Genomic DNA, 20,524 nt, shown 5'->3' with positions numbered 1-20,524 from the left:
TAGCGGAAACGCTGGGCGCACAACATCATTGGCCACGTTTGCACAAGCGCTCAAAGGCTCGGTGCTGCGGGGGGCTGACCGAACGTCCGGGCGCCTGGCATGATCGCTGCATGACCATGCGGGCTACGCGGGTTTACCCGGCGGTCCTCGCCGTCGGCTTCGCGTTGGCGGGCACGGTTGCGCCTGTGGTCGCGGCCGCCCACCCCTCGGAGCCGGGCGTGGTGAACTACGCCGTCCTCGGCAAGGGGTCGGTCGGCAACATCGTCGGCGGACCCATGGGGTGGGAGTCGGTGTTCACCCAGCCTGGACAAGGCGCCTGGGTGGATCTCCCGGAGTGCAACAACTGGGCGGACATCGGGCTGCCCGAGGTGTACGAAGACCCCGATCTGGCTTCGTTCAACGGAGCCGTCACCCAGACTTCGGCGACCGATCAGACGCATCTGGTCAAGCAGGCGGTCGGGGTGTTCGCCACCACCGACGCCGCGGCTCGGGCATTCCATCGGGTAGTGGATCGAACGGTCGGCTGTTCGGGACAGACGACCGCGATGCACCTGGACAACGGCAGCACCCAGGTGTGGTCTTTCGACGGCGGGCCGGCCGGCCCCGCCGACGCGAACTGGACCAAGCAGGAGGCGGGCACCGATCGGCGCTGCTTCGATCAAACCAGGCTGCGTGAAAATGTGTTGCTGCAGGCAAAAGTGTGTCAGTCCGGCAACGCCGGGCCCGCCGTGAACGTGCTAGCTGGGGCGATGCAGAACGCGCTGGGTCAATAGTCGAGCGATGGGGTATCTGTCCGTGCCGTCCACCTACTGGCGCGGGAAGGGAATATGTCGGGGGCGTCTGATAGATGAAGCACTAGACGAAATAGTGCCGAATATCGTTCGATTAGCTGCGCAGGGAAGCGGTCCGCAGGTGCATGTTCAGCCTTGGTCGGGCCCGAAGGGATCGTGATATGACATTCGCCCCGATCACTGCGGCGGATCCGCGGTCGACCGGTGCCGCCCCTGCCCCGGAGCGAAAGATCGCCGAGCTGACCGATTCCGCGGCCGTCGCGCAGTACATCGCGGCGGGCTGCCTGGTGGATGCCCCGCTGGGGCGGGTGGGTCTGGAACTCGAAGCCCACTGCCATGACCCGGCCGATCCATACCGCAGACCCGGCTGGGGCGAAATCGCCGCGGTGCTCGACGCGCTCCCCACCCTCCCGGGTGGCAGCAGGATCACCGTGGAGCCGGGCGGTGCGGTCGAACTTTCCGGCCCGCCGGCCGACGGTGTCCTGCCCGCGATCGACGCGATGCAGCGGGACCAGGCCGTGCTGCAGCCGGCGTTTGCTGAGGCCGGCCTGGGCCTGGTCTTCCTCGGCGCCGACCCGCTGCGACCGCCCCAGCGCATCAACCCCGGCGCCCGGTACCGCGCCATGGAACGGTTCTTCGCCACCAGCCGCTCCGGGGAAGCGGGCGCGGCGATGATGACGTCCACCGCGTCGATTCAGGTCAACGTGGACGCCGGGCCGCGCGAAGGCTGGGCTGCTCGGGTGCGGCTGGCACATGCGTTGGGGCCCACCATGATCGCCATCACCGCCAACTCGCCGATGCTGGGCGGCGACTTCACCGGCTGGGTGTCCAGCCGGCAGCGGGTATGGGGCCAGATGGATTCGGCGCGCTGCGGCCCCATCCTGGGTGCCAGTGGCGACGACCCGGGCACCGATTGGGCGCGCTACGCCCTCAAGGCCCCGGTGATGCTGGTGCACACCCCGGACGCCGAGGCGGTCACGCATTGGGTGCCCTTCGCCGACTGGGTCGACGGCCGGGCGTTGCTCGGTGATCGCCGCCCCAGCGTCGCCGACCTCGAGTACCACCTGACCACCTTGTTCCCGCCGGTCCGCCCCCGGCAGTGGCTGGAAATCCGTTATCTGGACAGCGTCCCGGACGTGCTGTGGCCCGCGGTGGTGTTCACCCTGGTGGCCCTGCTCGATGACCCCGCCGCCGCCGACGCCGCGGCCGAGGCCGTCGAGCCGGTGTCCACCGCCTGGGACATCGCGGCCCGGCTGGGGCTGCGTGACCGACGGCTCCACGCCGCCGCCAATGCGTGCGTGGCCATCGCCGCCGAGAAGGCGCCGACCGAACTCGGCGACGCGATGCAGCGGTTGGTCCGCCTCGTCGAGCAGGGCCGTTGTCCCGGCGACGAGTTCGCCGACCAGGTGATCGAGCATGGGGTCGCCGCCGAGCTTTCGCGGGTGGCGCGATCGACGCAAGGGGGACCGTGACGTCACGGGAGGCCCTTGCCGACCAGTTGGCGCGGACGCGGACGCGGACGTTGCGGCTGGTCGACTTCGACGATGCCGAACTGTGCCGGCAGTACGACCCGCTGATGAGCCCGTTGGTGTGGGATCTGGCGCACATCGGTCAGCAAGAAGAGCTGTGGCTGTTGCGGGGCGGCGATCCCGCCCGGCCGTCGATGTTGCCGCCGGCCGTCGAGGGCCTCTACGACGCCTTCGTGCACTCCCGCGCCAGCCGTGTGGACCTGCCGCTGCTGCCGCCCGACAAGGCGCGGGCCTACTGCCGCACCGTGCGGTCCGCCGTGCTCGACGCCCTGGACGCGTTGCCCGACGACCCCGCGGGTGACCAGGCCGCCTTCGTGTACGCGATGGTGGTCAGCCACGAAAATCAGCACGACGAAACCATGCTGCAGGCATTGAATCTGCGCAGCGGCGCGCCGCTACTGCGGGACGTTCCGGTGCTGCCCCCCGCCCGGCCGGGGGTGGCCGGTTCCTCGGTGCTGGTGCCCGGCGGTGAGTTCGTACTCGGTGTGGACTCCGCCCGCGAGCCCTTCTCGCTGGACAATGAGCGCCCGGGCCACGTCGTCGACCTGCCCGCGTTCCGGATCGGCCGGGTCCCGGTCACCAACGGCGAATGGCGGCACTTCGTCGATGACGGCGGATACGACGAGCCGCGGTGGTGGTCGGCGCGGGGCTGGCGGCATCGCCAGGCCGCCGGCCTGACCGCGCCACAGTTCTGGAATCCCGACGCCGTCACGCGCACCCGGTTCGGTCACATCGAAGACATCCCCGACGACGAACCCGTCCAGCACGTCAGCTATTTCGAGGCCGAGGCGTACGCGGCCTGGGCCGGCGCGCGGCTGCCCACCGAGATGGAATGGGAGAAGGCCTGCGCGTGGGACCCCTCCGCCGGCGCGCGGCGCCGGTACCCCTGGGGCGCTCAGGAGCCGTGCGAGGCGCTGGCCAACCTGGGCGGCACCGCGCTGCGGCCGGCGCCCGTCGGCGCCTATCCCGCCGGCGCTTCGGCGTATGGGGCCGAGCAGATGCTCGGCGATGTGTGGGAGTGGACGACGTCCCCGCTGCGGCCGTGGCCGGGGTTTGTCCCGATGCTCTACGAGCGTTACTCGCAGCCGTTCTTCGATGGTGACTACCGGGTGCTGCGCGGCGGATCGTGGGCCGTGGAGCCGGGCATCCTGCGGCCGAGCTTCCGTAATTGGGACCACCCGTACCGGCGCCAGATCTTCTCCGGTGTCCGGTTGGCCTGGGACGTTTCCGAGAACGGGGACGTCGTCTGATGTGCCGGCACCTGGGGTGGCTCGGGGCCGACGTCACGGTCTCCTCGCTGGTGCTCGAGCCTGCATTCGGGCTGCGGGTGCAGGCCTACGCGCCGCGCCGCCAAAAGCACTGTCTGCTGAACGCGGACGGTTGGGGCGTCGGGTTTTTCGATGCTTCTTCAGGTGGCTCCACGGATGGCGCCGCGCCCCGGCGCTGGCGCAGCCAGCTGCCGCTGTGGGGCGACGTGTCGTTCGAGTCCGTCGCGCCGGCGTTGCGCAGCCACTGCGTGGTGGCCGCCGTGCGCTCGGCGACCGTCGGCATGCCGATCGACATCACTGCGACGGCACCGTTCACCGACGGCCAGTGGTTGTTGTCGCACAACGGCGTTGTCGACCGGGCCGTGTTACCGGCAACCTCACGGGCCGAATCGGTCTGCGACAGCGCGATACTGGCGGCAGTCATCTTCGAGCGTGGCCTCGACGCGCTGGCTGACACGATCGCCGAGATAGCCGCATCCGACCCCCGCGCCCGGCTGAATATATTGGCCGCCAACGGCTCTCGCATGCTGGCAACGGCCTGGGGCGACACACTGTCCATCCTGCGCCGCCCGGATGGTGTGGTCCTGGCCAGTGAACCCTATGACAACGACTCCGACTGGGAGGACGTGCCGGACCGTCACCTCGTCGAAGTCACTGCCGATGGTGTCACGCTGACGCCGCTGGATCATCCGAAAGGGCCTTGATGACGCTGTCGCTGTCGAACCACCTTGCCGCCGACTCGGCCTACCACGCGTTACGCCGCGACGTGTTCGATGGCCTGCAGAAGACACCGAAGTCGTTGCCGCCCAAGTGGTTCTACGATGCGGTGGGCAGCGATCTGTTCGACCAGATCACCCGGTTGCCCGAGTACTACCCGACCCGAGCCGAGGCCGAGATCCTGCGCGCGCGGGCGGCCGAAATCGCATCGGCCAGCGAGGCCGACACCCTGGTGGAGCTGGGCAGCGGGACCTCGGAGAAGACGCGGGTGCTGCTCGACGCCCTGCGCGAACGGGGTTCGTTGCGCCGGTTCGTCCCGTTCGACGTCGACGCCAGCATCCTGTCGACGGCCGCCACGGCCATCCAGCAGGAATACTCAGGGGTCGAAATCAAGGCCGTCTGCGGCGATTTCGAAGAACATCTGACCGAGATCCCGGCGGGCGGGCGACGGCTGTTCGTGTTCTTGGGGTCGACGATCGGTAACCTCACGCCCGGACCGCGTGCGGACTTCCTCACCGCGCTGTCCGCCCAGATGCGGCCGGGCGACAGCCTGCTGCTGGGCACCGACCTGGTCAAGGACACCGCGCGTCTGGTGCGCGCCTACGACGACGCCGCCGGGGTGACGGCGGCGTTCAACCGCAATGTGCTCGCGGTGGTAAACCGGGAACTGGACGCGAATTTCGACGTCGACGCCTTCCGGCACGTGGCGCGATGGAACGTGTCGGAGGAACGCATCGAGATGTGGTTGCGGTCCGAACGCCGCCAGCGGGTGCGTGTCGGTGCGCTCGAGCTGACCGTCGACTTCGAGGCCGGCGAGGAAATGCTCACCGAGGTGTCGTGCAAGTTCCGTCCCGACAAGGTGAGCGCCGAACTGGCCGCTGCGGCGTTGCGTCGCACGCGATGGTGGACCGACGGCGCGGGTGACTTCGGGTTGTCGTTGGCCGTGAAGTGACCGTCGGCGATTCGCTGGCCGACCGATGGCGGTCAGCCCGCCCCCCGATGGCCGGCCTGCACCTGGACAATGCCGCCTGTTCGCGGCAGAGCCTCGCGGTCATCGAGGCCACCGCGCAGCACGCCCGCAACGAGTCCGAGGTCGGCGGGTATGTCGCGGCCGAGGCGGCCGCGCCGGTACTCGACGCCGGGCGTGCTGCGTTCGCCGCGCTGACCGGAATGTCCGACGCCGAGGTGGTGTTCACCACCGGCTCACTCAACGCCCTGGATCTGCTGCTGGGCGGCTGGCCGGCGCGAACGGCGGACCGAAAAAGGCTGGCGTGCCTGCCCGGCGAATACGGGCCCAACCTGGCCGTGATGGCCGCCCACGGATTCGACCGCCGGCTGCTGCCGACCCTCGACGACGGCCGCGTCGCCCTGGACGACGCCGCGCTGGCCCTCGACACCGATCCGCCGGACCTCGTGCACCTGACCGCGGTGGCCAGCCATAGCGGTGTGGTGCAACCAGTTTCGATGGTCGCCGAGCTCTGCCGCGAGCTCGGGCTGCCGCTGGTTGTCGACGCGGCGCAGGCGCTGGGTCAGGTTGACTGTGCGGCCGGGGCCGACGTGACCTATTCATCGTCGCGCAAGTGGATCGCGGGGCCGCGGGGTGTCGGGGCGCTCGCGGTGCGCCGGGAGCTGATGGAAAGCCTGCGCCCGCGGCTGGCGTCCCCGCAGTGGGCGCCGGGGTCGCCGTCGGTGGCCCAGCAGCTGGAATTCGGTGAGGCCAATATCGCTGCGCGCGTAGGGTTTTCGCTGGCGCTGGGGGAGCATCTGGCGTACGGGCCGGCCGCCGTCTGTGCGCGTCTGGCCGAGCTGGGCGGCCTGAGCCGCGCGGTATTGGCCGACGTGGCCGGATGGGCGGTGGTCGAGGAGGCCGAAGAACCCAGCGCCATCACGACTTTGGCGCCGACCGATGGCGCCGACCCGGCGGCGGTGCAGGCCTGGCTGCTCGCCGAACGCCGGATCCTGACCACCTTCGTCGGCGTGCAACGGGCGCCGCTCGAGCTGACGGAGCCGCTGCTGCGGATCTCGCCGCACCTGGATGCCACGGCCGACGATCTGGAGACCTTCGCCGAGGCGCTGATCGGCGCGACGGCGGCCTCGTCCGTCTGAGAGCTAGCCGGCTTTATGCGCCGTGAGCAAGTAGGCCGGCATCTTTATCCGGCCCTTCTCGTCGCGATCATGCGGCGGGAATTCGAAGGGGGCATCGGGGATATTGACGACATTCGACAGGATGAAGGAGGGCCGAATCTCGTCGACCTCCCAGTACTTGCTCACCGCGGCGCGCAGTTCGTCTTCGTCGACCTCGTTGGGCTTGGTTTCCATCTCGGCCGGGAAGGCGCCCTTGGCGAACACCAACACGAAGTAGCCGGCGCCCGGGGCCGCGGCGCGATGTATCGCACGCAGGTAGCCGTCGCGGCCCTCCACCGGCAGCGAGTGAAACAGTGTGCTGTCGACCACGGTGGCGAACCGTCCGTCATAGCCGCGCAGTGACGTGATGTCGGCCTGCACGAAGCTGGCCGTGGTCAAGCCCCGCTCTTGGGCGGACTTGGTGGCCGCCGCGACGGCAGTCGGCGTGAGGTCGACACCGACCACGGTATAGCCCTGCGCGGCCAGGCTCAGGGACAGCTCGGCGACTCCACAGCCGGCGTCTAGCACGTCGCTGCGGAACTTGCCGGCCGCGGCCAGCGCCGCCAGTTCGGGTTGGGGCTCACCGATGTTCCACGGCGGCGGACCCTCGAAGTGCGCCTGCTCGCGGTAGGCGCTGTCCCAGTCCATCACTTGATCAGACGTCATGGTTTTCAACCTACTCCCAGGTGTGCACCGGCTCGTTGGCGTGCATGTACTCGCAGTAACGGCGCAGCATTTCGGCCAGCGCGGCGGGTCTGCTCATGCCGCCGTCCTGCAGGGCCCGCACGGTGGAAACCTGCCACGTGGCGCCGTTGCGGCCGGTGCGGGCGCGGCCCTCGATGACGCCCAGGAACCGGTCGCGCACCTCGGCGTCGACCCCCCAGCGCTGCAATCCTTCGTCGGCTATCGGCAGCAACGTGTCCAGCACCAGTTCGCGGGCCGTCACCTCCTTCATCCCGGAGCGCCCGTCGGGCCAGTGCAGCCGGGTGTCGATGCCATAGCGCGCCGCCGTCAGAAAATTGGCCTCCGCCACCGCGAAATCCATGCCGGCCCACAACGGGTTGTCCGCTTCGGACAAGCTGCGCAGCATGCCGTAGAAGAAGGACGAATTCGCCAGCATGTCAACGACTGTCGGCCCGGCCGGTAACACCCGGTTCTCCAGTCGCAGATGGGGGCGGCCATCGACCACGTCGTACACCGGACGGTTCCAGCGGTACACGGTGCCGTTGTGTAGCCGCAGTTCGGACAGCTGCGGGATGCGTCCGGCCGCCAGTTCGGCGACGGGATCCTCGTCGGACACCTCGGGCAACAGGGATCCGAAGTAGCGGATGTTCTCCTGAAACAAGTCGAGGACCGAAGTGATCCATTGTTCGCCGAACCACACCCGGGGGCGCACGCCTTGGGTTTTGAGCTCCTCGGGCCGGGTGTCGGTGGATTGGGTGAACAGCTCGATGCGGGTTTCCGCCCAGAGTTGGTGGGAGAAGAAGTACGGCGAGTTGGCGCCTAGCGCCAGCTGGGGGCCCGCCACGATTTGCGCGGCGTTCCAGTTGGCGGCGAACGTCTCCGGCGCCAATTGCAGGTGCAATTGCATGCTGGTGCAAGCGGATTCGGGCGCTATGGTCGCGGCGTGCCAGTTGAGCGGTTCGGGGCCGTCGATGTCGATGGGGAGGTCCTCGCCGCGGGCGGTGAAGATCGAGTCGTTGAGCGCGGCGTAGCGCGTTGACTCGCTCATCCAGTCGTGGTCCAGGTGTTCGGGCATCAGCGTGGGCAGGATGCCGATCATGACGATGTGCGCGCCGTCGGCGGCGCCGGCCTCGATCTCGGCCTCGTTCAGGCTGGTCCGCACCTCGGCCTCGAGATCCAGGCCGGTGTGTCCGGGCAGCGCATGCGGGGGAACGTTGAATTCAATGTTGTAGGCGCCCAATTCGGTCTGGTACGCCGGATCGCCGATGGCGTCCAGGACGTGGCGATTGGACATGGCCGGCTGATAGTCGGCGTCGACCAGGTTGCACTCGATCTCCATGCCGGTGAGCGACTGTTCCGAATCGAAGCATGACTGGGCGAGCATGGTCTCGAACGCGTCCAGGCACAGCTGAACCTTGCGTCGGTATTCCCGGCGGTGTGCGCTGTCGTACGCGGTGCGCTTGACCTCTTCGCCCACACCGCAGATGCAACAGGGTTACCGCCGGTAACGCAAGCTCTCCGGCGTCGCGGTTCCGGCCGCGCGCGCCGGGCGGGTAGACCATGATGGACTTTTGCCGCAAAAGTGTCCGAGCTCACGGGTGGAGGAGAGCAGTTGGCCGAGCACGCCGAATTCGTGGCCGCCATCGACCAGGGCACCACCAGCACTCGCTGCATGATCTTCGATCACGAGGGTGCCGAAGTGGCCCGCCACCAACTCGAGCACGAACAAATCCTGCCCCAAGCGGGCTGGGTCGAGCACGACCCGGTCGAGATCTGGGAGCGCACCTCCTCGGTGCTGACGTCGGTGCTCAACCGTGCCAACCTTGCTTCGAAAGACATTGCCGCGCTGGGTATCACGAACCAGCGCGAGACGACGCTGGTCTGGAACCGCAAGACCGGACGGCCCTACTACAACGCGATCGTGTGGCAGGACACCCGCACCGACCGGATCGCGTCGGCGCTCGAGCGCGACGGCCGGGGCGAGGTCATCCGCCGCAAGGCCGGACTTCCCCCGGCGACGTACTTCTCCGGCGCGAAGCTCCAATGGATCTTGGAGAACGTCGACGGGGTGCGCGAGGCCGCCGAGCGCGGCGACGCGTTGTTCGGCACCGCCGACACCTGGGTGTTGTGGAATCTGACCGGGGGACCGCGGGGCGGCGTGCACGTCACCGATGTGACCAACGCCAGCCGAACCATGCTGATGGACCTGGAGACCCTGGACTGGGACGACGAGCTGCTGTCGTTCTTCGCGATTCCCCGGGCGATGCTGCCGAGGATCGGGCCATCGTCGTCGCGGCAGCCCTACGGGGTGACGATCCAGGCGGGCCCCGCCGGGGGAGAGATTCCGATCACCGGGGCGCTCGGTGACCAGCACGCGGCGATGGTGGGCCAGGTGTGTCTGGCGGAGGGCGATGCCAAGAATACCTATGGCACCGGCAATTTCCTGTTGCTCAACACGGGTGAGACGATCGTACGGTCCGACAACGGGCTGCTGACCACCGTCTGCTACCAGTTCGGGGACACCAAACCCGTGTACGCGCTTGAGGGTTCGATCGCGGTGACGGGTGCGGCCGTGCAGTGGCTGCGCGATCAGCTGGGCATCATCAGCGGGGCGGCGCACAGCGAATCGCTCGCGCGCCAGGTTGACGACAACGGCGGGGTCTATTTCGTCCCGGCGTTTTCCGGGCTGTTCGCGCCGTACTGGCGATCCGACGCCCGCGGCGCGATCGTCGGGCTGTCCCGGTTCAACACCAACGCGCACCTGGCGCGGGCCACCCTGGAGGCGATCTGCTACCAGAGCCGCGACGTGGTGGACGCGATGGCGGCGGATTCTGGTGTGCGCCTTGAGGTTTTGAAGGTCGATGGCGGCGTCACCGGCAACGATCTATGTATGCAGATCCAGGCCGACGTGCTGGGCGTGGACGTGGTGCGCCCGGTGGTCGCCGAGACGACCGCGCTGGGTGCCGCGTACGCGGCGGGTCTGGCCGTGGGGTTCTGGGCCGATCCGGCGGACCTGCGTGCCAACTGGCAAGAGGGCAAGCGTTGGACACCGGCCTGGAACGACGAGCAGCGCGCCGCGGGTTATGCGGGTTGGCGCAAAGCCGTGCAGCGGACCCTGGATTGGGTCTCCATCACCTGAAGTGGCCCGGCTCGCGGCCAATGGGAAGGCGGATCAGTCTTCGCCGAGGATGCCGTAGATCTCGCGACGCGCGTTGTTGAGAATGTCGACGATGCGCTGCTGCTGCTCGGCGGAAGCGGTGTGGGCGGACTGCGCGACCGCGCCGAACAACTGCCCGACGGCGGCCCTCAGGTTCATGTGACCGGGGTCCGCGCCTTCGGTGATCTCGTCCCACGGCGGGGTCTCGATCTTTCCGGCCGCCCCGCGGCCCTGTTCGGTCAGCTCGAAAAGCTTCTTGCTGCCCGCGGTTTCGCTCGCGGCGATCAGGCCTTCGTCGTCGAGCAGCTGCAGGGTCGGGTACACCGAGCCGGGGCTCGGCTTCCACAGCCCGTTGCTGCGTTCGGCGATCTGCTGGATCATCTCGTAGCCGTGCATCGGCCGCTCGGCCAGCAGCGTCAGGATGGCCGCTCGCACGTCACCGCGCTTGCCGCGGCCCGGCCCGCCGCGGCGCCAAGCGCTGCGTCGACCACCGGGACCGAAGCCGAAGCCGGGGCCGAAGCCCGGCCCGAAGCCCGGGCCGAATCCGGGACCGAACCCCAACGGGCCTTCGTGGCCACCGGGGTGGCCGCCGGCGTGGTCGCGGAGGTGTTCGCGGAAGCCGCGACGGGCCTGGCGCCGTGCCTCATGCAGGGCGTGCCGGTCAACGGGGCCGGAGCCAAAGCCGAATCCGGCACCGGGCCGGCCGCCGAATGGTCCCTCGGGGGGAATGAATGGGTTGCTCATTTTCTGTCCTTGCGTTCGTGGGTTGCGCGCCGGATGCGCGCTACGGACTTTACGATATATCGTGACCTAACGCGATGCAACCAGATATGTTCGAAAATATCGTCCAAGGGCGCTGACCTGCGGAAATCCTCACCCTGCAGCTTCGGTCGACGGGGGCGGGTCGGTTTGCATACGACGGACGACGGGTACGACCTGAGGGATGGACGCTGACAACGACGTGACCGTCGCGCCGCGCCGCAACGCGTGGCCGTGGATCAACTGGGGGTTGGCGCTGGCGACGGTGCCCGCCGCCGCGATCGTGATGCTCTTTGCGCTGGGTGGCGTGATGAGCACCGCCGGTTGCAGCGAACGCAGCTGTCCCACCCTGGGCCACGGTGGGATCGATTTCGGCGTCGCGTTCTACGGCGCGCCCGCGGTCGCGGTCGTCGTCATCGTCGTCTCGGTTTTCACCGCCAAACACCGCGCCGGCATCGCGGTCCCGCTGATCGGCTGGGCGCTGTTGATTGCCGACGTCGCCCTGATGGCGATAAGCGTCGCCGGTTAGCGCGGCGTCAGTGAGGCGGTGCGAAACCGCCGGGTGAACCGCCATAGCCCGGCCCCGGGCCGGGTCTTCCCGATTCCGGCCACGGCAAGGGGTACTGCGGCGCCGCCCCCGGCGGCATCATCGGCCACCCCGGAGCGGGCGCGGGCGGGCGCAGTCGCGCCAGTTCGCGGCGGTGCCGCTCGGCAAGGACGGCGGCCAGTACCAGTTCCGGCGGGGCGCCGGGTGGCGGTGGCGGCGCAATGCGGGACACGACGTCGCCGGCGATGCGGTACGCCATTTGCACGCGTAGCTGGCGGTCGAGTTGTGGTGCCCTGGAAAGGAATTGGCGCGCGACCTCAGCTTGACCGGCGGACAGCCCCGACAGCTGCAGCGACGCGGCCCACCATGCCAGCGCCGGAGGCATGCTCGGCGGAGGCCCCAGCCGGGGTCCGCGTTCGTTGATCACCACCGTGCCGGCGAAGATATCGCCGATCCGTTTGGCCTTGGGCGACAATATGCTGCAGATGACGGCGGGGCTCCCGAAGAGCATCCAGATTTCCACCAGCGAGGCCAGGGCGCGAAAGACCGCCTGGCGGAAGCGTTCTGGGCCGCCGTCGTCGGACACGACGCGCAGGCCCAGGGCGATCTTGCCCACCGAGCGGCCCCGCGTCGCGGTTTCGAGGATCAGCGGGTAGCCCACAATTACCAGCACCGTAAATATAAGCAGGATGGCGTTACTCAGCGCGGTGTCGAACTGGGTCAGGGTGGCGGCCCACAGCATCAGCCCGAGCAGGTAGCCGACGACCATGACGGCGATATCGATCAGCGCGCTCAACGTCCGCACCGGCAGCTGGGCGATCTGCACGTCGAGCACCACGGCGTCCCCGGTCACCACCTCCGACATAACTCCGAACGGTACAGGCTGGGTGGGGGGTGGCCGGCCGCGCTTGCTGAGCCCGCGGGGCGATTAGGCTGCCCAGGGTGGACGTCGATGCATTCGTGCTGGCCCATCGCGGTACGTGGGACCGCCTCGACCGATTGATCGGGCGGCGTCGGTCGCTGAGCGGCGCGGAAATCGACGAACTCGTCGAGCTTTACCAGCGGGTGTCCACCCACCTGTCGATACTGCGCTCGGCGGCGAACATCGGGTCGGATTCGATGCTGGTCGGCCGGCTCTCGAGCCTGGTCGCGCGGGCGCGTTCCGCGGTGACCGGCGCCCACGCACCGCTGAGCAGGACGTTCACCCGGTTCTGGACGGTGTCATTCCCGGTCGTCGCGTACCGAACCTGGCGGTGGTGGCTGGCCACGGGCGCGGGGTTTTTCGCGGTGGTCGTGATCGTCGCGCTGTGGGTCGCCGGCAGCCCGGAGGTGCAGTCAGCGCTCGGAACGCCCAGTGACATCCAGCAATTGGTCAATCACGATGTCGAGTCCTACTACAGCGAACACCCCGCCGCCGCGTTCGCGCTGCAGATCTGGGTGAACAATTCCTGGGTTTCGGCTCAATGCATCGCGCTGTCGGTGGTGCTGGGGGTGCCCATTCCCTTTGTGCTGTTTGAAAATGCGGCCAATCTGGGCGTGATCGCCGGCCTGATGTTCCCGGCCGGCAAGGGCGACGTACTGCTGGGATTGCTTGCGCCCCACGGGCTGTTGGAGCTCACGGCCGTGTTCCTCTCGGGAGCGGTGGGAATGCGGCTGGGGTGGTCGGTGATCTCGCCCGGCGATCGCCCCCGGGGGCAGGTGCTCGCCGAACAGGGCCGGGCCGTCGTGTCGGTAGCCGTGGGACTGGTGGCCGTGTTGCTGGTCTCCGGGTTGATCGAGGCGCTGGTGACGCCGTCGCCGTTGCCGACTTTCGTACGGGTCGGCATCGGCATCATCGCCGAGGCGGCGTTCTTGTCCTACATCGCCTACTTCGGCCGCCGCGGGGTCAAAGCCGGGGAAAGCGGCGACATCGAAGACGCGCCGGATGTGATTCCCACCGGCTGAATGCAGCGAGACCGCAACTGCCGATGGCCTTACTCGGGAAATGCGTCGGTAGTTGCAGTTTCGCGGTGCAGATTACAGCCTTCCGGTCGCTTTCATCGCCAGATAGTGGTCGGCGAGGGCGGGCGCCAATTCGGCGGGCGGGGCGTCGACGACTTCCACCCCGCCGCGGCGCAGCCGCGTGGCCATGGCGCCGCGGTCATTGCGGGATCGTTCGGCCGCAGCGGCGTCGTATACCGCCGCGGCATCCGAGCGCCCGGCGGCCATCTGGTCGACCCGGGGGTCGGAGACCGCGGCCAGCAGCAGGTGATGCTTGGCCGACAGCTGGGGCAGCACGGGCAGCAGGCCCTCGTCGAGGGCGGTCGGATTGAGGTCTGTCAGCAGCACCACCAGTGATCGCCGGCGCGCGCGCAGTGCGATAGCGGACACCATTGCGCGCCAATCCGATTCGACGAGTGTGGGCTGCAGCGGAGCCATCGCGTCGACGAGCTGGGCAAGCAGTTCGGTGCGCGAGGCGCCGAAGACACCGGCCCGGCTCACCCGATCGTGGGCGAGGAAGTCGACATTGTCCCCGGCCCGCGACGCGAGCGCCGCCAGCAGCAGCGCGGCATCCATCGACCAATCCAGCCGCGGCCAGCCCGCGGGGTCGGACGCGGTCGGATCCACCCCGACCCGGCCCGCCGCGGTGCGGCCCGTGTCGAGCACGATCACCACGCGCCGGTCGCGTTCGGGGCGCCAGGTGCGCACCACCACATCGGCGCGGCGCGCGGTGGCGCGCCAATCGATCGAGCGCACGTCGTCGCCGACGACATACTCTCGCAGCGAATCGAATTCGGTTCCCTGCCCGCGCACCAGGGTGGGCAGCAGGCCGTCGATCTCCCGCAGCTTGGCGAGCCGCGACGGCAAATGCTTGCGCGACAGGAACGGTGGCAGCACCCGCAGCTGTCCGGGCACCGGTTGCGAACGTTGCCGTCCCGCCAAGCCCAGCGGGCCGATCGATCGGGCGGTGATCACCGTGGCGCGCTGGTCACCGCGGCGCACCGGTGCCAGTCGCGTCGCGACGTGCTGATCGTGCCCGGCGGCGATGTTGACCGGGTGGGTCCGCGGCTGCGCGCGGGCGCTGGGGGGCCAGGCGTCGCGGATCTGGCCGCGGAAGCGCCGTCGGCCCTCGTTGTGGATCACCAGCTCGCAATCCACCTGTTGCCCGAGCCGGACGGAGCCATCGGGGGAACGAACGTAGCGCAGGCTGGCGGTGCGGGCCGCCAATCCGATGTCGACGGCGACGGCGACGGCCAGCGCCGCCAGCAGAGCCACGAAAGCCGTTGCCGGCCAAGGCGACACCGCGATGGGCAGGACGCAGATCAGCGCGACCAGCCCGGTGCGTCCGGTCAGGATCACTAGCGGGGCACCGGAACCGACGCCAAGATCCCGTCGAGCACGCCGTCGGGCGTGGCCCCTTCGAGTTCGGCCTCGGGTCGCATCATCACCCGGTGCCGCAGCGTCGGTCGGGCCATGGCCTTCACGTCGTCGGGGGTGACGTAGTTGCGGCCCGACAGCCAGGACCAGGAGCGCGCCGTGGCCAGCAGGGCGGTCGCCCCACGCGGGGACACGCCCAGCTGCAGCGCGGGAGAGGAGCGGGTGGCCCCGACGATGTCGACGATGTAGCCGAGCACCTCGTCGCCGACGAGCACGTGTTGCACGGCCGCACGGCCGGCGGCCAGCTCGGTCGGCCCGGCCACCGGCTTGATCGCCGACAGATCGCGGGGGTCGAAGCCGTGCGCGTGCCGGTGCAGGATGGCGATCTCGGCGTCGCGCGGCGGCAGCGTCACGTTCAGTTTGAGTAGAAAGCGATCCAGTTGGGCCTCGGGCAACTGGTAGGTGCCCTCGTACTCCACCGGATTCTGGGTCGCGGCAACGATGAAGGGGTCGGGCAGCGGCTGGGGTTGACCTTCCACGCTGACCTGGCGCTCCTCCATCGCCTCGAGCAGTGCGGCCTGGGTCTTGGGTGGGGTCCGGTTGATCTCGTCGGCCAGCAGCAAGTTGGTGAACACCGGACCCGGCCGGAACACGAACGCGGCGGTGCGGGCGTCGTATACCAGGGAACCCGTCACGTCGCCGGGCATCAGGTCGGGGGTGAACTGCACCCGCTTGAACTCCAGCTGCAGCGCCGCGGACAGCGCCCGGACCAGGAGCGTCTTCGCCACTCCCGGAACGCCTTCCAGCAGTACATGGCCGCGGCACAGCAGCGCGATCACCAGGCCGCTGACCACGCCCTCCTGTCCGACGACGGCCTTGGCGAGCTCGGCGCGCAACGCCAGCAGTGCCTCACGTGCCGATTCAGCGGTGGGCGACTCGGCTACCGCCGGCGGGGATGGTTGCGTGGGTTGAGTCACGGGTGTGCGACCTGCCTTTCGATGTCGTCGAGCGCACGGGCAAGTTGTAACAGGTCGTTGTCGGTCGTCGGGGGCGGACCGAACAGATGGTAGGAGACGAACCCGGCATCGGACCCGGTGCGCTGGGCCACGGTGGAAGCCACCGCCGCCGGCGATGCGCCGGCGCCGAGGCCGAGCCGAGGCAGCAGCCGCGCCACCGTGGCGGTGCGCAACGCGGCGGCGGCGCGATCGCGCGCCCGCCGGGACCGGTACAGCCGGCCGCGACCCTCGACGGTCTCCGACGCGCGCACCACCACCGGCAACTCCTCGGCCACCAGCGGGCCGGGCCGGCGGCCCTTCCACGCGGCGACCAGCAGCACCACCAGCGCCAGCTGCCACACGATCCAGATCACGTTCTGTGGAATCAGGTCGAAAAGCGATGCCTGGGTGGAGGATTCACCCTCGACGTGATGGGGTGCGTACCACACGAGCCGGGGCCGATCCCCGGCCAAATTCATCGCCAGCGCGGCGTTGCCCGCGTGCGACAGGCCGCCGTTGGTCATGAAGTCGGTGCTCCCAACCACGGTGAGGGTCCGCCCGCCGTCTCGGAAGCGGATGAGCGCGCCGTCGTAGCAGCGGGTCATCGCCCGGCCGTCCTTGGCCGCATAGGTGGTGCTCGGCCCGAACCTAACCGAACCGGACCGGACCGCCTCGCGCAGAGTACAATTCGGGTCGCTGTCAAAGCCGCCGGCGCCCGACACACCCACGCCCGGCAGCAGCGCCTCGCGGACCCGCGTCGTCGGTTCCACCAGCAGCAGATCCGACGGGATCTTCGCCAGCCGGTCGGCCACCGTGTCGGTCAGGTACTGGCTCTGCGCCACCAGGATCAGTGCGTCCGGGCGGGCCGCATGTTCGACGTCGGCGATGCTGTCGGCCACGACGACGTCGACTCCGGCGTTGCGCAGCAACTCGACCAGCGCGTGGGCGCCGTCCGGGCCGGTGGACGCCGGGTCCATCCGCGCACCGGGCCGCGGTGCGCTCAGGTAGGCGTCGACACCGGCGATGGCGGCCAGCACCAGCAGCGCGACAAGCACCCAGCGCCAGGAGCGCCGATCCCGCGGCGCGGTCTCCGGACGGCCATCGGTGATCGTGGCCATCACCGCACCTGCGCCCATGACTCGGGCACGGTGGGCCGGCCGGGCTCCACCGGGACACCCTGCCAGCGGGACCGCAGGCGATCGTCGAGGTCGGCGATCATCTGGTAGGCCGCCTCGGTGCCCGGCTGTTCGCCGTAAGTGACGTCGTTGAAAGCGGTTGCCGCCTCAGCTAATTCGCCGGCCAGATGGGGTAACGCGGCGCCAGCATCGCGAGCCAGCTCGTTGGCCGTACGGCCGGGGGCCGCCGCGAGCACGCCGGTCTCCTCGAGCTGGCGAGCGACGGCGCGCAGCCGGTGGCGTATCGCGGCCGCCCAATCGCCGTCGGCCGCATAGCTTTCGGCCGTCGCGCGATGCTGGGCGGCAGTCAGTTGCGCGGCTTCGAACAGCAGATGGTCACCGCCACGGCGGGCGCGCATGGTGCGCCGCGCGATGTGGACGGCGACCGCCACCGCGATCGCCATCAGGATGAAAAGCACTGTCGCAGTGAGCCATCCGCCCGGAACCGTGGAAGTCTTCTGCAACATCCGGTAGATCAGGTCGTTGAGCCAGTCGAGGAATTGGTCTCCCGCCGAACCCTTGGAATAGATCGGCTTGTGGAGTTCGTCCTGTGCGGCGCGGTGCGCGGCATCGCGATCGATGTCGATGGAAGGCATGCTCAGCTAGTCCTCGCTCAGCCGTACAGCGGCCGCGTCAGCCAGAGGTGGTCGGTGGACGCGGCCGCGTAGGGGCCCTGGGCGGCTCCGGTCTGTAAAACCAGGTCGAACGCCTCGGCGCGCATCCGGCGGTCGGTGTACAGCAGAACGATGACTCCGGCGTTGAATGGTGCGGTGATGATCTCACCGATCGCTGCGCCGACGGAGAGCACCGCGGTGCTGATCAGGAAAGCCGTGCCGGACGAGGTGATCTGGAAAACCTGGCCGACGATGCTGAACGGCACCGCGACGGCGTTGGCGACGATGGAGGCCACCAGGAAGGTGAGCGTCCGGATGCCCAGCACCCGCCAGAAGCCGTTGCGGATCAACTTGAACGACCGGGTGATCGCGTCCAGGACGGGCAGCCGCTCCAGCACGATCAGCACCGGGGCGAACAGCACCACGGTGTAGAGGTACACCAGCGCGGCGACGACGACGAGCACCAGCGGGATGCCGAGCACCACGGCCGCCGCGGCGTTGCCGATCGCCGCCAGCACGCCGATGATCACCGCGACCAGCCCGGCGAGGGCCGCCACCACGACGGCCTCCAGCAGTGCCAGGCCGAGCAAGGCCAGCAACCGCCCGCGGATCTTGGCCCAGGTTTCACCGATGCTGATCGGCGACCCGAACACCGCCCGCCCGACGATGACGGTGAGCATTCCGGACAGCAGCATGCCGCCCAGCCAGCCGACCAGCATGCCGGCCCCCACCGACGCCGACCACGCGCCCAGGACCCCCGCGGTCAGGCTGTCGGACTGATCGGTGGTGAACCGGTCGTGGGCGGCCAACGGTCCGAAGAAGGCGACCTTGGTGATGATCTGCATGACGACCACCACGATGGCGGTCAGACCCAACGTCGCCTTCGGGTTGGCGCGAACGTAGCCGACCGCCCCGTTGAAGATGTCGCCGAGGGTCAGCGGCCGCAGTGGGATGATGCCGGGTTTGACCGTTCCGTAGCCCGGCGGCGGGCCATAGCCGGGCGGGACCCCGTAGCCCGGCGGGACCCCGTAGCCGGACGAGGGTGGATAACCCGGCGGGGGGCCATACGCAGGGGGCGGACCGTACACCGGGGGTGGGCCATATTGAGGTTGTGGGCCGTATGCCGGTGGCGGGCCAACCGGATAACCAGGCGGCGGCGCGCTCACCGAACCCCGAGGCCTTTGCAGCCGGGCGCGTCGTTCGTCATGCGCTCCATCCTGTCGGCGCTCGTGGCATTTCACAATGTCGACCCCGCGCCCACGCGTAGCGTCTCAGGCATGGCGGAACTCAAATCCCGGCTCCGGACCGACCTGACCGCGGCGATGAAGGCCCGGGACAAGCTGCGCACGGCCACCCTGCGCATGCTGCTGGCCGCGATCCAAACCGAGGAAGTCTCCGGTAAGCAGGCCAAAGACCTCACCGACGAGGAGGTCATCAAGGTGCTGGCCAAAGAATCCCGCAAACGGGGCGAATCCGCGGAGATCTACACCCAGAACGGGCGCGGAGATCTCGCCGCCAACGAGCACGCCGAGGCGCGGGTCATCGACGAGTACCTGCCCACCCCGCTCACCGAGGCGGAGGTGGCCGACGTTGCCGACACCGCGATCGCGCAGGTCGCCGAGGAGATCGGCGAGCGGCCGGGCATGAAACAGATGGGCATGGTGATGAAGGCCGCCACCGCGATCGCGGCCGGCAAGGCCGACGGCGCCCGCCTGTCCGCCGCCGTCAAAGAGCGCCTCTAGGAAGTCCCCGACCGTTTCGGTGACGTCGTTTGCCCCCGGTGCAGCCGGGTACCCAATTGCGCATGACCAATTTTGGCTACACTTTGATGACCGAACAGAGTGGACCCAAAGAGCTTGTCCAGTACGCCATTTCGGCCGAACAGCGCGGTTTCGACTTCCACGTCTGCAGTGACCACTTTTCACCGTGGCTCACCTCGCAGGGGCACGCGCCCAACGCCTGGGCGGTTCTGGGTGCGGTGGCACAGGCCACCGAACGGGTGGATCTCTACACCTATGTGACGTGCCCGACGATGCGGTATCACCCGGCCATCGTCGCCCAGCAGGCCGCCACCGTGCAGATCCTGTCCGACGGCCGGTTCACCCTGGGCCTGGGCAGTGGGGAAAACCTCAACGAGCACGTCGTCGGCAAGGGCTGGCCGGCCGTCGGCCGTCGGCAGGACATGCTGCGTGAGGCCATCAAGATCATCCGGGAACTGTTCGGCGGGCAGCTGGTGGACTTCACCGGCGACTATTTCCAGGTCGATTCGGCGCGGTTGTGGGACGTGCCCGACGTCCCGGTCGGCATCGGGGTGGCCGTCGGCGGCCCCAGGGCGATCGACAAGTTCGCCAAGCTGGCCGACCATCTGATCGCGACGGAACCGAACGCGGAGCTCGTCGACGGCTGGCACGGCGCCCGTCAGGCCGCCAACCTCGCCGGCGGCGGGCGGGTGATCGGCCAGATACCGGTGTGCTGGGATCCCGACCGCGATACCGCCGTCAAACGCGCGCACGACCAGTTCCGCTGGTTTGCCGGTGGCTGGAAGGTGAACGCCGACCTACCGACCCCGGCCGGCTTCGCCGGTGCCACCCAATTCGTCCGCCCCGAAGACGTCGCCGACACCATTCCGTGCGGCCCTGACCTGGACGCGATCGTCGAGGGCGTCCGGCCCTACTGGGAAGCCGGGTTCACCGACATCGCGCTCATTCAGATCGGCGGGCAAACCCAGGAGAGGTTCCTCAAAGAGGCCGCTGAACCGTTGCTTGCGGCGCTGCGCAAGGCGGCAAACTGAGCGGCGGGGGAGCGAG

Annotated in this window: 20 protein-coding genes; 11 read left to right on the top strand and 9 right to left on the bottom strand. The window is 69.0% G+C overall.

All coding sequences use genetic code 11. From position 1 onward, the window contains the following. Positions 1-110: 110 nt before the first annotated feature. The 6 genes from A5775_RS09415 to egtE all read left to right on the top strand — a co-directional run bounded on the left by A5775_RS09415 (position 111) and on the right by egtE (position 6,411). Entirely contained in the window at positions 111-773 is a 663-nt protein-coding gene (locus A5775_RS09415) for a sensor domain-containing protein (RefSeq protein WP_067251092.1), read from the top strand. Between the two features lie 179 nt (positions 774-952). Then, the gene (gene egtA / locus A5775_RS09410; protein WP_067251089.1) at positions 953-2,263 is read left to right on the top strand and encodes an ergothioneine biosynthesis glutamate--cysteine ligase EgtA; all 1,311 of its coding nucleotides are present in this window, start codon (positions 953-955) and stop codon (positions 2,261-2,263) included. Next, positions 2,260-3,570, top strand: a complete 1,311-nt coding sequence (egtB, locus tag A5775_RS09405) for an ergothioneine biosynthesis protein EgtB (RefSeq protein ID WP_067251086.1) — start codon at positions 2,260-2,262, stop codon at positions 3,568-3,570. Before egtA ends, egtB begins: the two co-directional genes overlap by 4 nt. Further along, positions 3,570-4,292 (top strand): ergothioneine biosynthesis protein EgtC, encoded by a 723-nt coding sequence (gene egtC, locus A5775_RS09400; protein WP_067251084.1) that lies wholly within the window; start codon positions 3,570-3,572, stop codon positions 4,290-4,292. Before egtB ends, egtC begins: the two co-directional genes overlap by 1 nt. Then, complete coding sequence (egtD, locus tag A5775_RS09395) at positions 4,292-5,257, top strand: L-histidine N(alpha)-methyltransferase (RefSeq protein ID WP_067251082.1); 966 nt, start codon at positions 4,292-4,294, stop codon at positions 5,255-5,257. Before egtC ends, egtD begins: the two co-directional genes overlap by 1 nt. Positions 5,258-5,304: 47 nt before the next feature. Beyond that, positions 5,305-6,411, top strand: coding sequence for an ergothioneine biosynthesis PLP-dependent enzyme EgtE (egtE, locus tag A5775_RS09390; RefSeq protein WP_231995140.1), 1,107 nt, complete (start codon positions 5,305-5,307; stop codon positions 6,409-6,411). Positions 6,412-6,414: 3 nt separating this feature from the next. Here the strand turns inward: egtE and A5775_RS09385 are convergent, their stop codons facing one another. Both A5775_RS09385 and A5775_RS09380 read right to left on the bottom strand, forming a co-directional pair. After that, positions 6,415-7,095, bottom strand: a complete 681-nt coding sequence (locus tag A5775_RS09385; protein WP_067251078.1) for a class I SAM-dependent methyltransferase — start codon at positions 7,093-7,095, stop codon at positions 6,415-6,417. 10 nt (positions 7,096-7,105) lie between these two features. Further along, positions 7,106-8,590 carry a glutamate--cysteine ligase gene (locus tag A5775_RS09380; protein ID WP_067251075.1) on the bottom strand — a complete coding sequence of 495 codons (1,485 nt, stop codon included), beginning with the start codon at positions 8,588-8,590 and terminating at the stop codon, positions 7,106-7,108. A gap of 135 nt (positions 8,591-8,725) precedes the next feature. Between A5775_RS09380 and glpK the strand changes: the two genes are divergently transcribed. After that, positions 8,726-10,252: a glycerol kinase GlpK gene (gene glpK / locus A5775_RS09375; protein WP_067251401.1), complete on the top strand. Its 1,527-nt coding sequence runs from the start codon at positions 8,726-8,728 to the stop codon at positions 10,250-10,252. Between the two features lie 33 nt (positions 10,253-10,285). Here the strand turns inward: glpK and A5775_RS09370 are convergent, their stop codons facing one another. Next, positions 10,286-11,014, bottom strand: a complete 729-nt coding sequence (locus tag A5775_RS09370; protein WP_067251073.1) for a PadR family transcriptional regulator — start codon at positions 11,012-11,014, stop codon at positions 10,286-10,288. A 199-nt stretch (positions 11,015-11,213) separates the two neighbouring features. Between A5775_RS09370 and A5775_RS09365 the strand changes: the two genes are divergently transcribed. Next, on the top strand, positions 11,214-11,558 hold the full coding sequence (locus A5775_RS09365; protein ID WP_067251071.1) for a hypothetical protein: 345 nt from the start codon (positions 11,214-11,216) through the stop codon (positions 11,556-11,558). A gap of 7 nt (positions 11,559-11,565) precedes the next feature. On the opposite strand, the gene A5775_RS09360 is transcribed toward A5775_RS09365, so the two are convergent. Next, positions 11,566-12,441 (bottom strand): RDD family protein, encoded by an 876-nt coding sequence (locus A5775_RS09360; protein WP_067251069.1) that lies wholly within the window; start codon positions 12,439-12,441, stop codon positions 11,566-11,568. A gap of 77 nt (positions 12,442-12,518) precedes the next feature. On the opposite strand from A5775_RS09360, the gene A5775_RS09355 reads away from it, so the two are divergent. Then, positions 12,519-13,520, top strand: a complete 1,002-nt coding sequence (locus A5775_RS09355) for a stage II sporulation protein M (protein WP_067251066.1) — start codon at positions 12,519-12,521, stop codon at positions 13,518-13,520. Positions 13,521-13,592: 72 nt separating this feature from the next. Here A5775_RS09355 and A5775_RS09350 read toward each other — a convergent pair whose 3' ends face one another. Genes A5775_RS09350 through A5775_RS09330 form a run of 5 tightly spaced genes read right to left on the bottom strand, consistent with a single transcriptional unit; the run spans position 13,593 to position 18,883 of the window. Then, positions 13,593-14,915, bottom strand: a complete 1,323-nt coding sequence (locus tag A5775_RS09350; RefSeq protein WP_067251063.1) for a DUF58 domain-containing protein — start codon at positions 14,913-14,915, stop codon at positions 13,593-13,595. Then, positions 14,915-15,910, bottom strand: coding sequence for a MoxR family ATPase (locus tag A5775_RS09345; RefSeq protein ID WP_067251057.1), 996 nt, complete (start codon positions 15,908-15,910; stop codon positions 14,915-14,917). Before A5775_RS09345 ends, A5775_RS09350 begins: the two co-directional genes overlap by 1 nt. Then, positions 15,907-17,046: a DUF4350 domain-containing protein gene (locus A5775_RS09340; RefSeq protein WP_067251398.1), complete on the bottom strand. Its 1,140-nt coding sequence runs from the start codon at positions 17,044-17,046 to the stop codon at positions 15,907-15,909. Before A5775_RS09340 ends, A5775_RS09345 begins: the two co-directional genes overlap by 4 nt. After that, positions 17,046-17,699, bottom strand: a complete 654-nt coding sequence (locus tag A5775_RS09335) for a DUF4129 domain-containing protein (protein ID WP_067251054.1) — start codon at positions 17,697-17,699, stop codon at positions 17,046-17,048. The genes A5775_RS09340 and A5775_RS09335 overlap by 1 nt, the downstream gene beginning before the upstream one ends. Positions 17,700-17,716: 17 nt before the next feature. Beyond that, positions 17,717-18,883 carry a hypothetical protein gene (locus tag A5775_RS09330; protein WP_067251051.1) on the bottom strand — a complete coding sequence of 389 codons (1,167 nt, stop codon included), beginning with the start codon at positions 18,881-18,883 and terminating at the stop codon, positions 17,717-17,719. A gap of 111 nt (positions 18,884-18,994) precedes the next feature. Between A5775_RS09330 and A5775_RS09325 the strand changes: the two genes are divergently transcribed. Continuing rightward, positions 18,995-19,459, top strand: a complete 465-nt coding sequence (locus A5775_RS09325; RefSeq protein ID WP_067251396.1) for a GatB/YqeY domain-containing protein — start codon at positions 18,995-18,997, stop codon at positions 19,457-19,459. A 62-nt stretch (positions 19,460-19,521) separates the two neighbouring features. Beyond that, positions 19,522-20,508, top strand: a complete 987-nt coding sequence (locus A5775_RS09320) for an LLM class F420-dependent oxidoreductase (protein WP_067251046.1) — start codon at positions 19,522-19,524, stop codon at positions 20,506-20,508. The last annotated feature ends 16 nt before the right edge of the window (positions 20,509-20,524 follow it).

It is taken from the genome of Mycobacterium sp. 852002-10029_SCH5224772 (assembly GCF_001667315.1).
Lineage (GTDB): Bacteria > Actinomycetota > Actinomycetes > Mycobacteriales > Mycobacteriaceae > Mycobacterium.
Note: the sequence above shows the minus strand (reverse complement) of the source record. Positions and strands in the feature narration are given on the sequence as shown.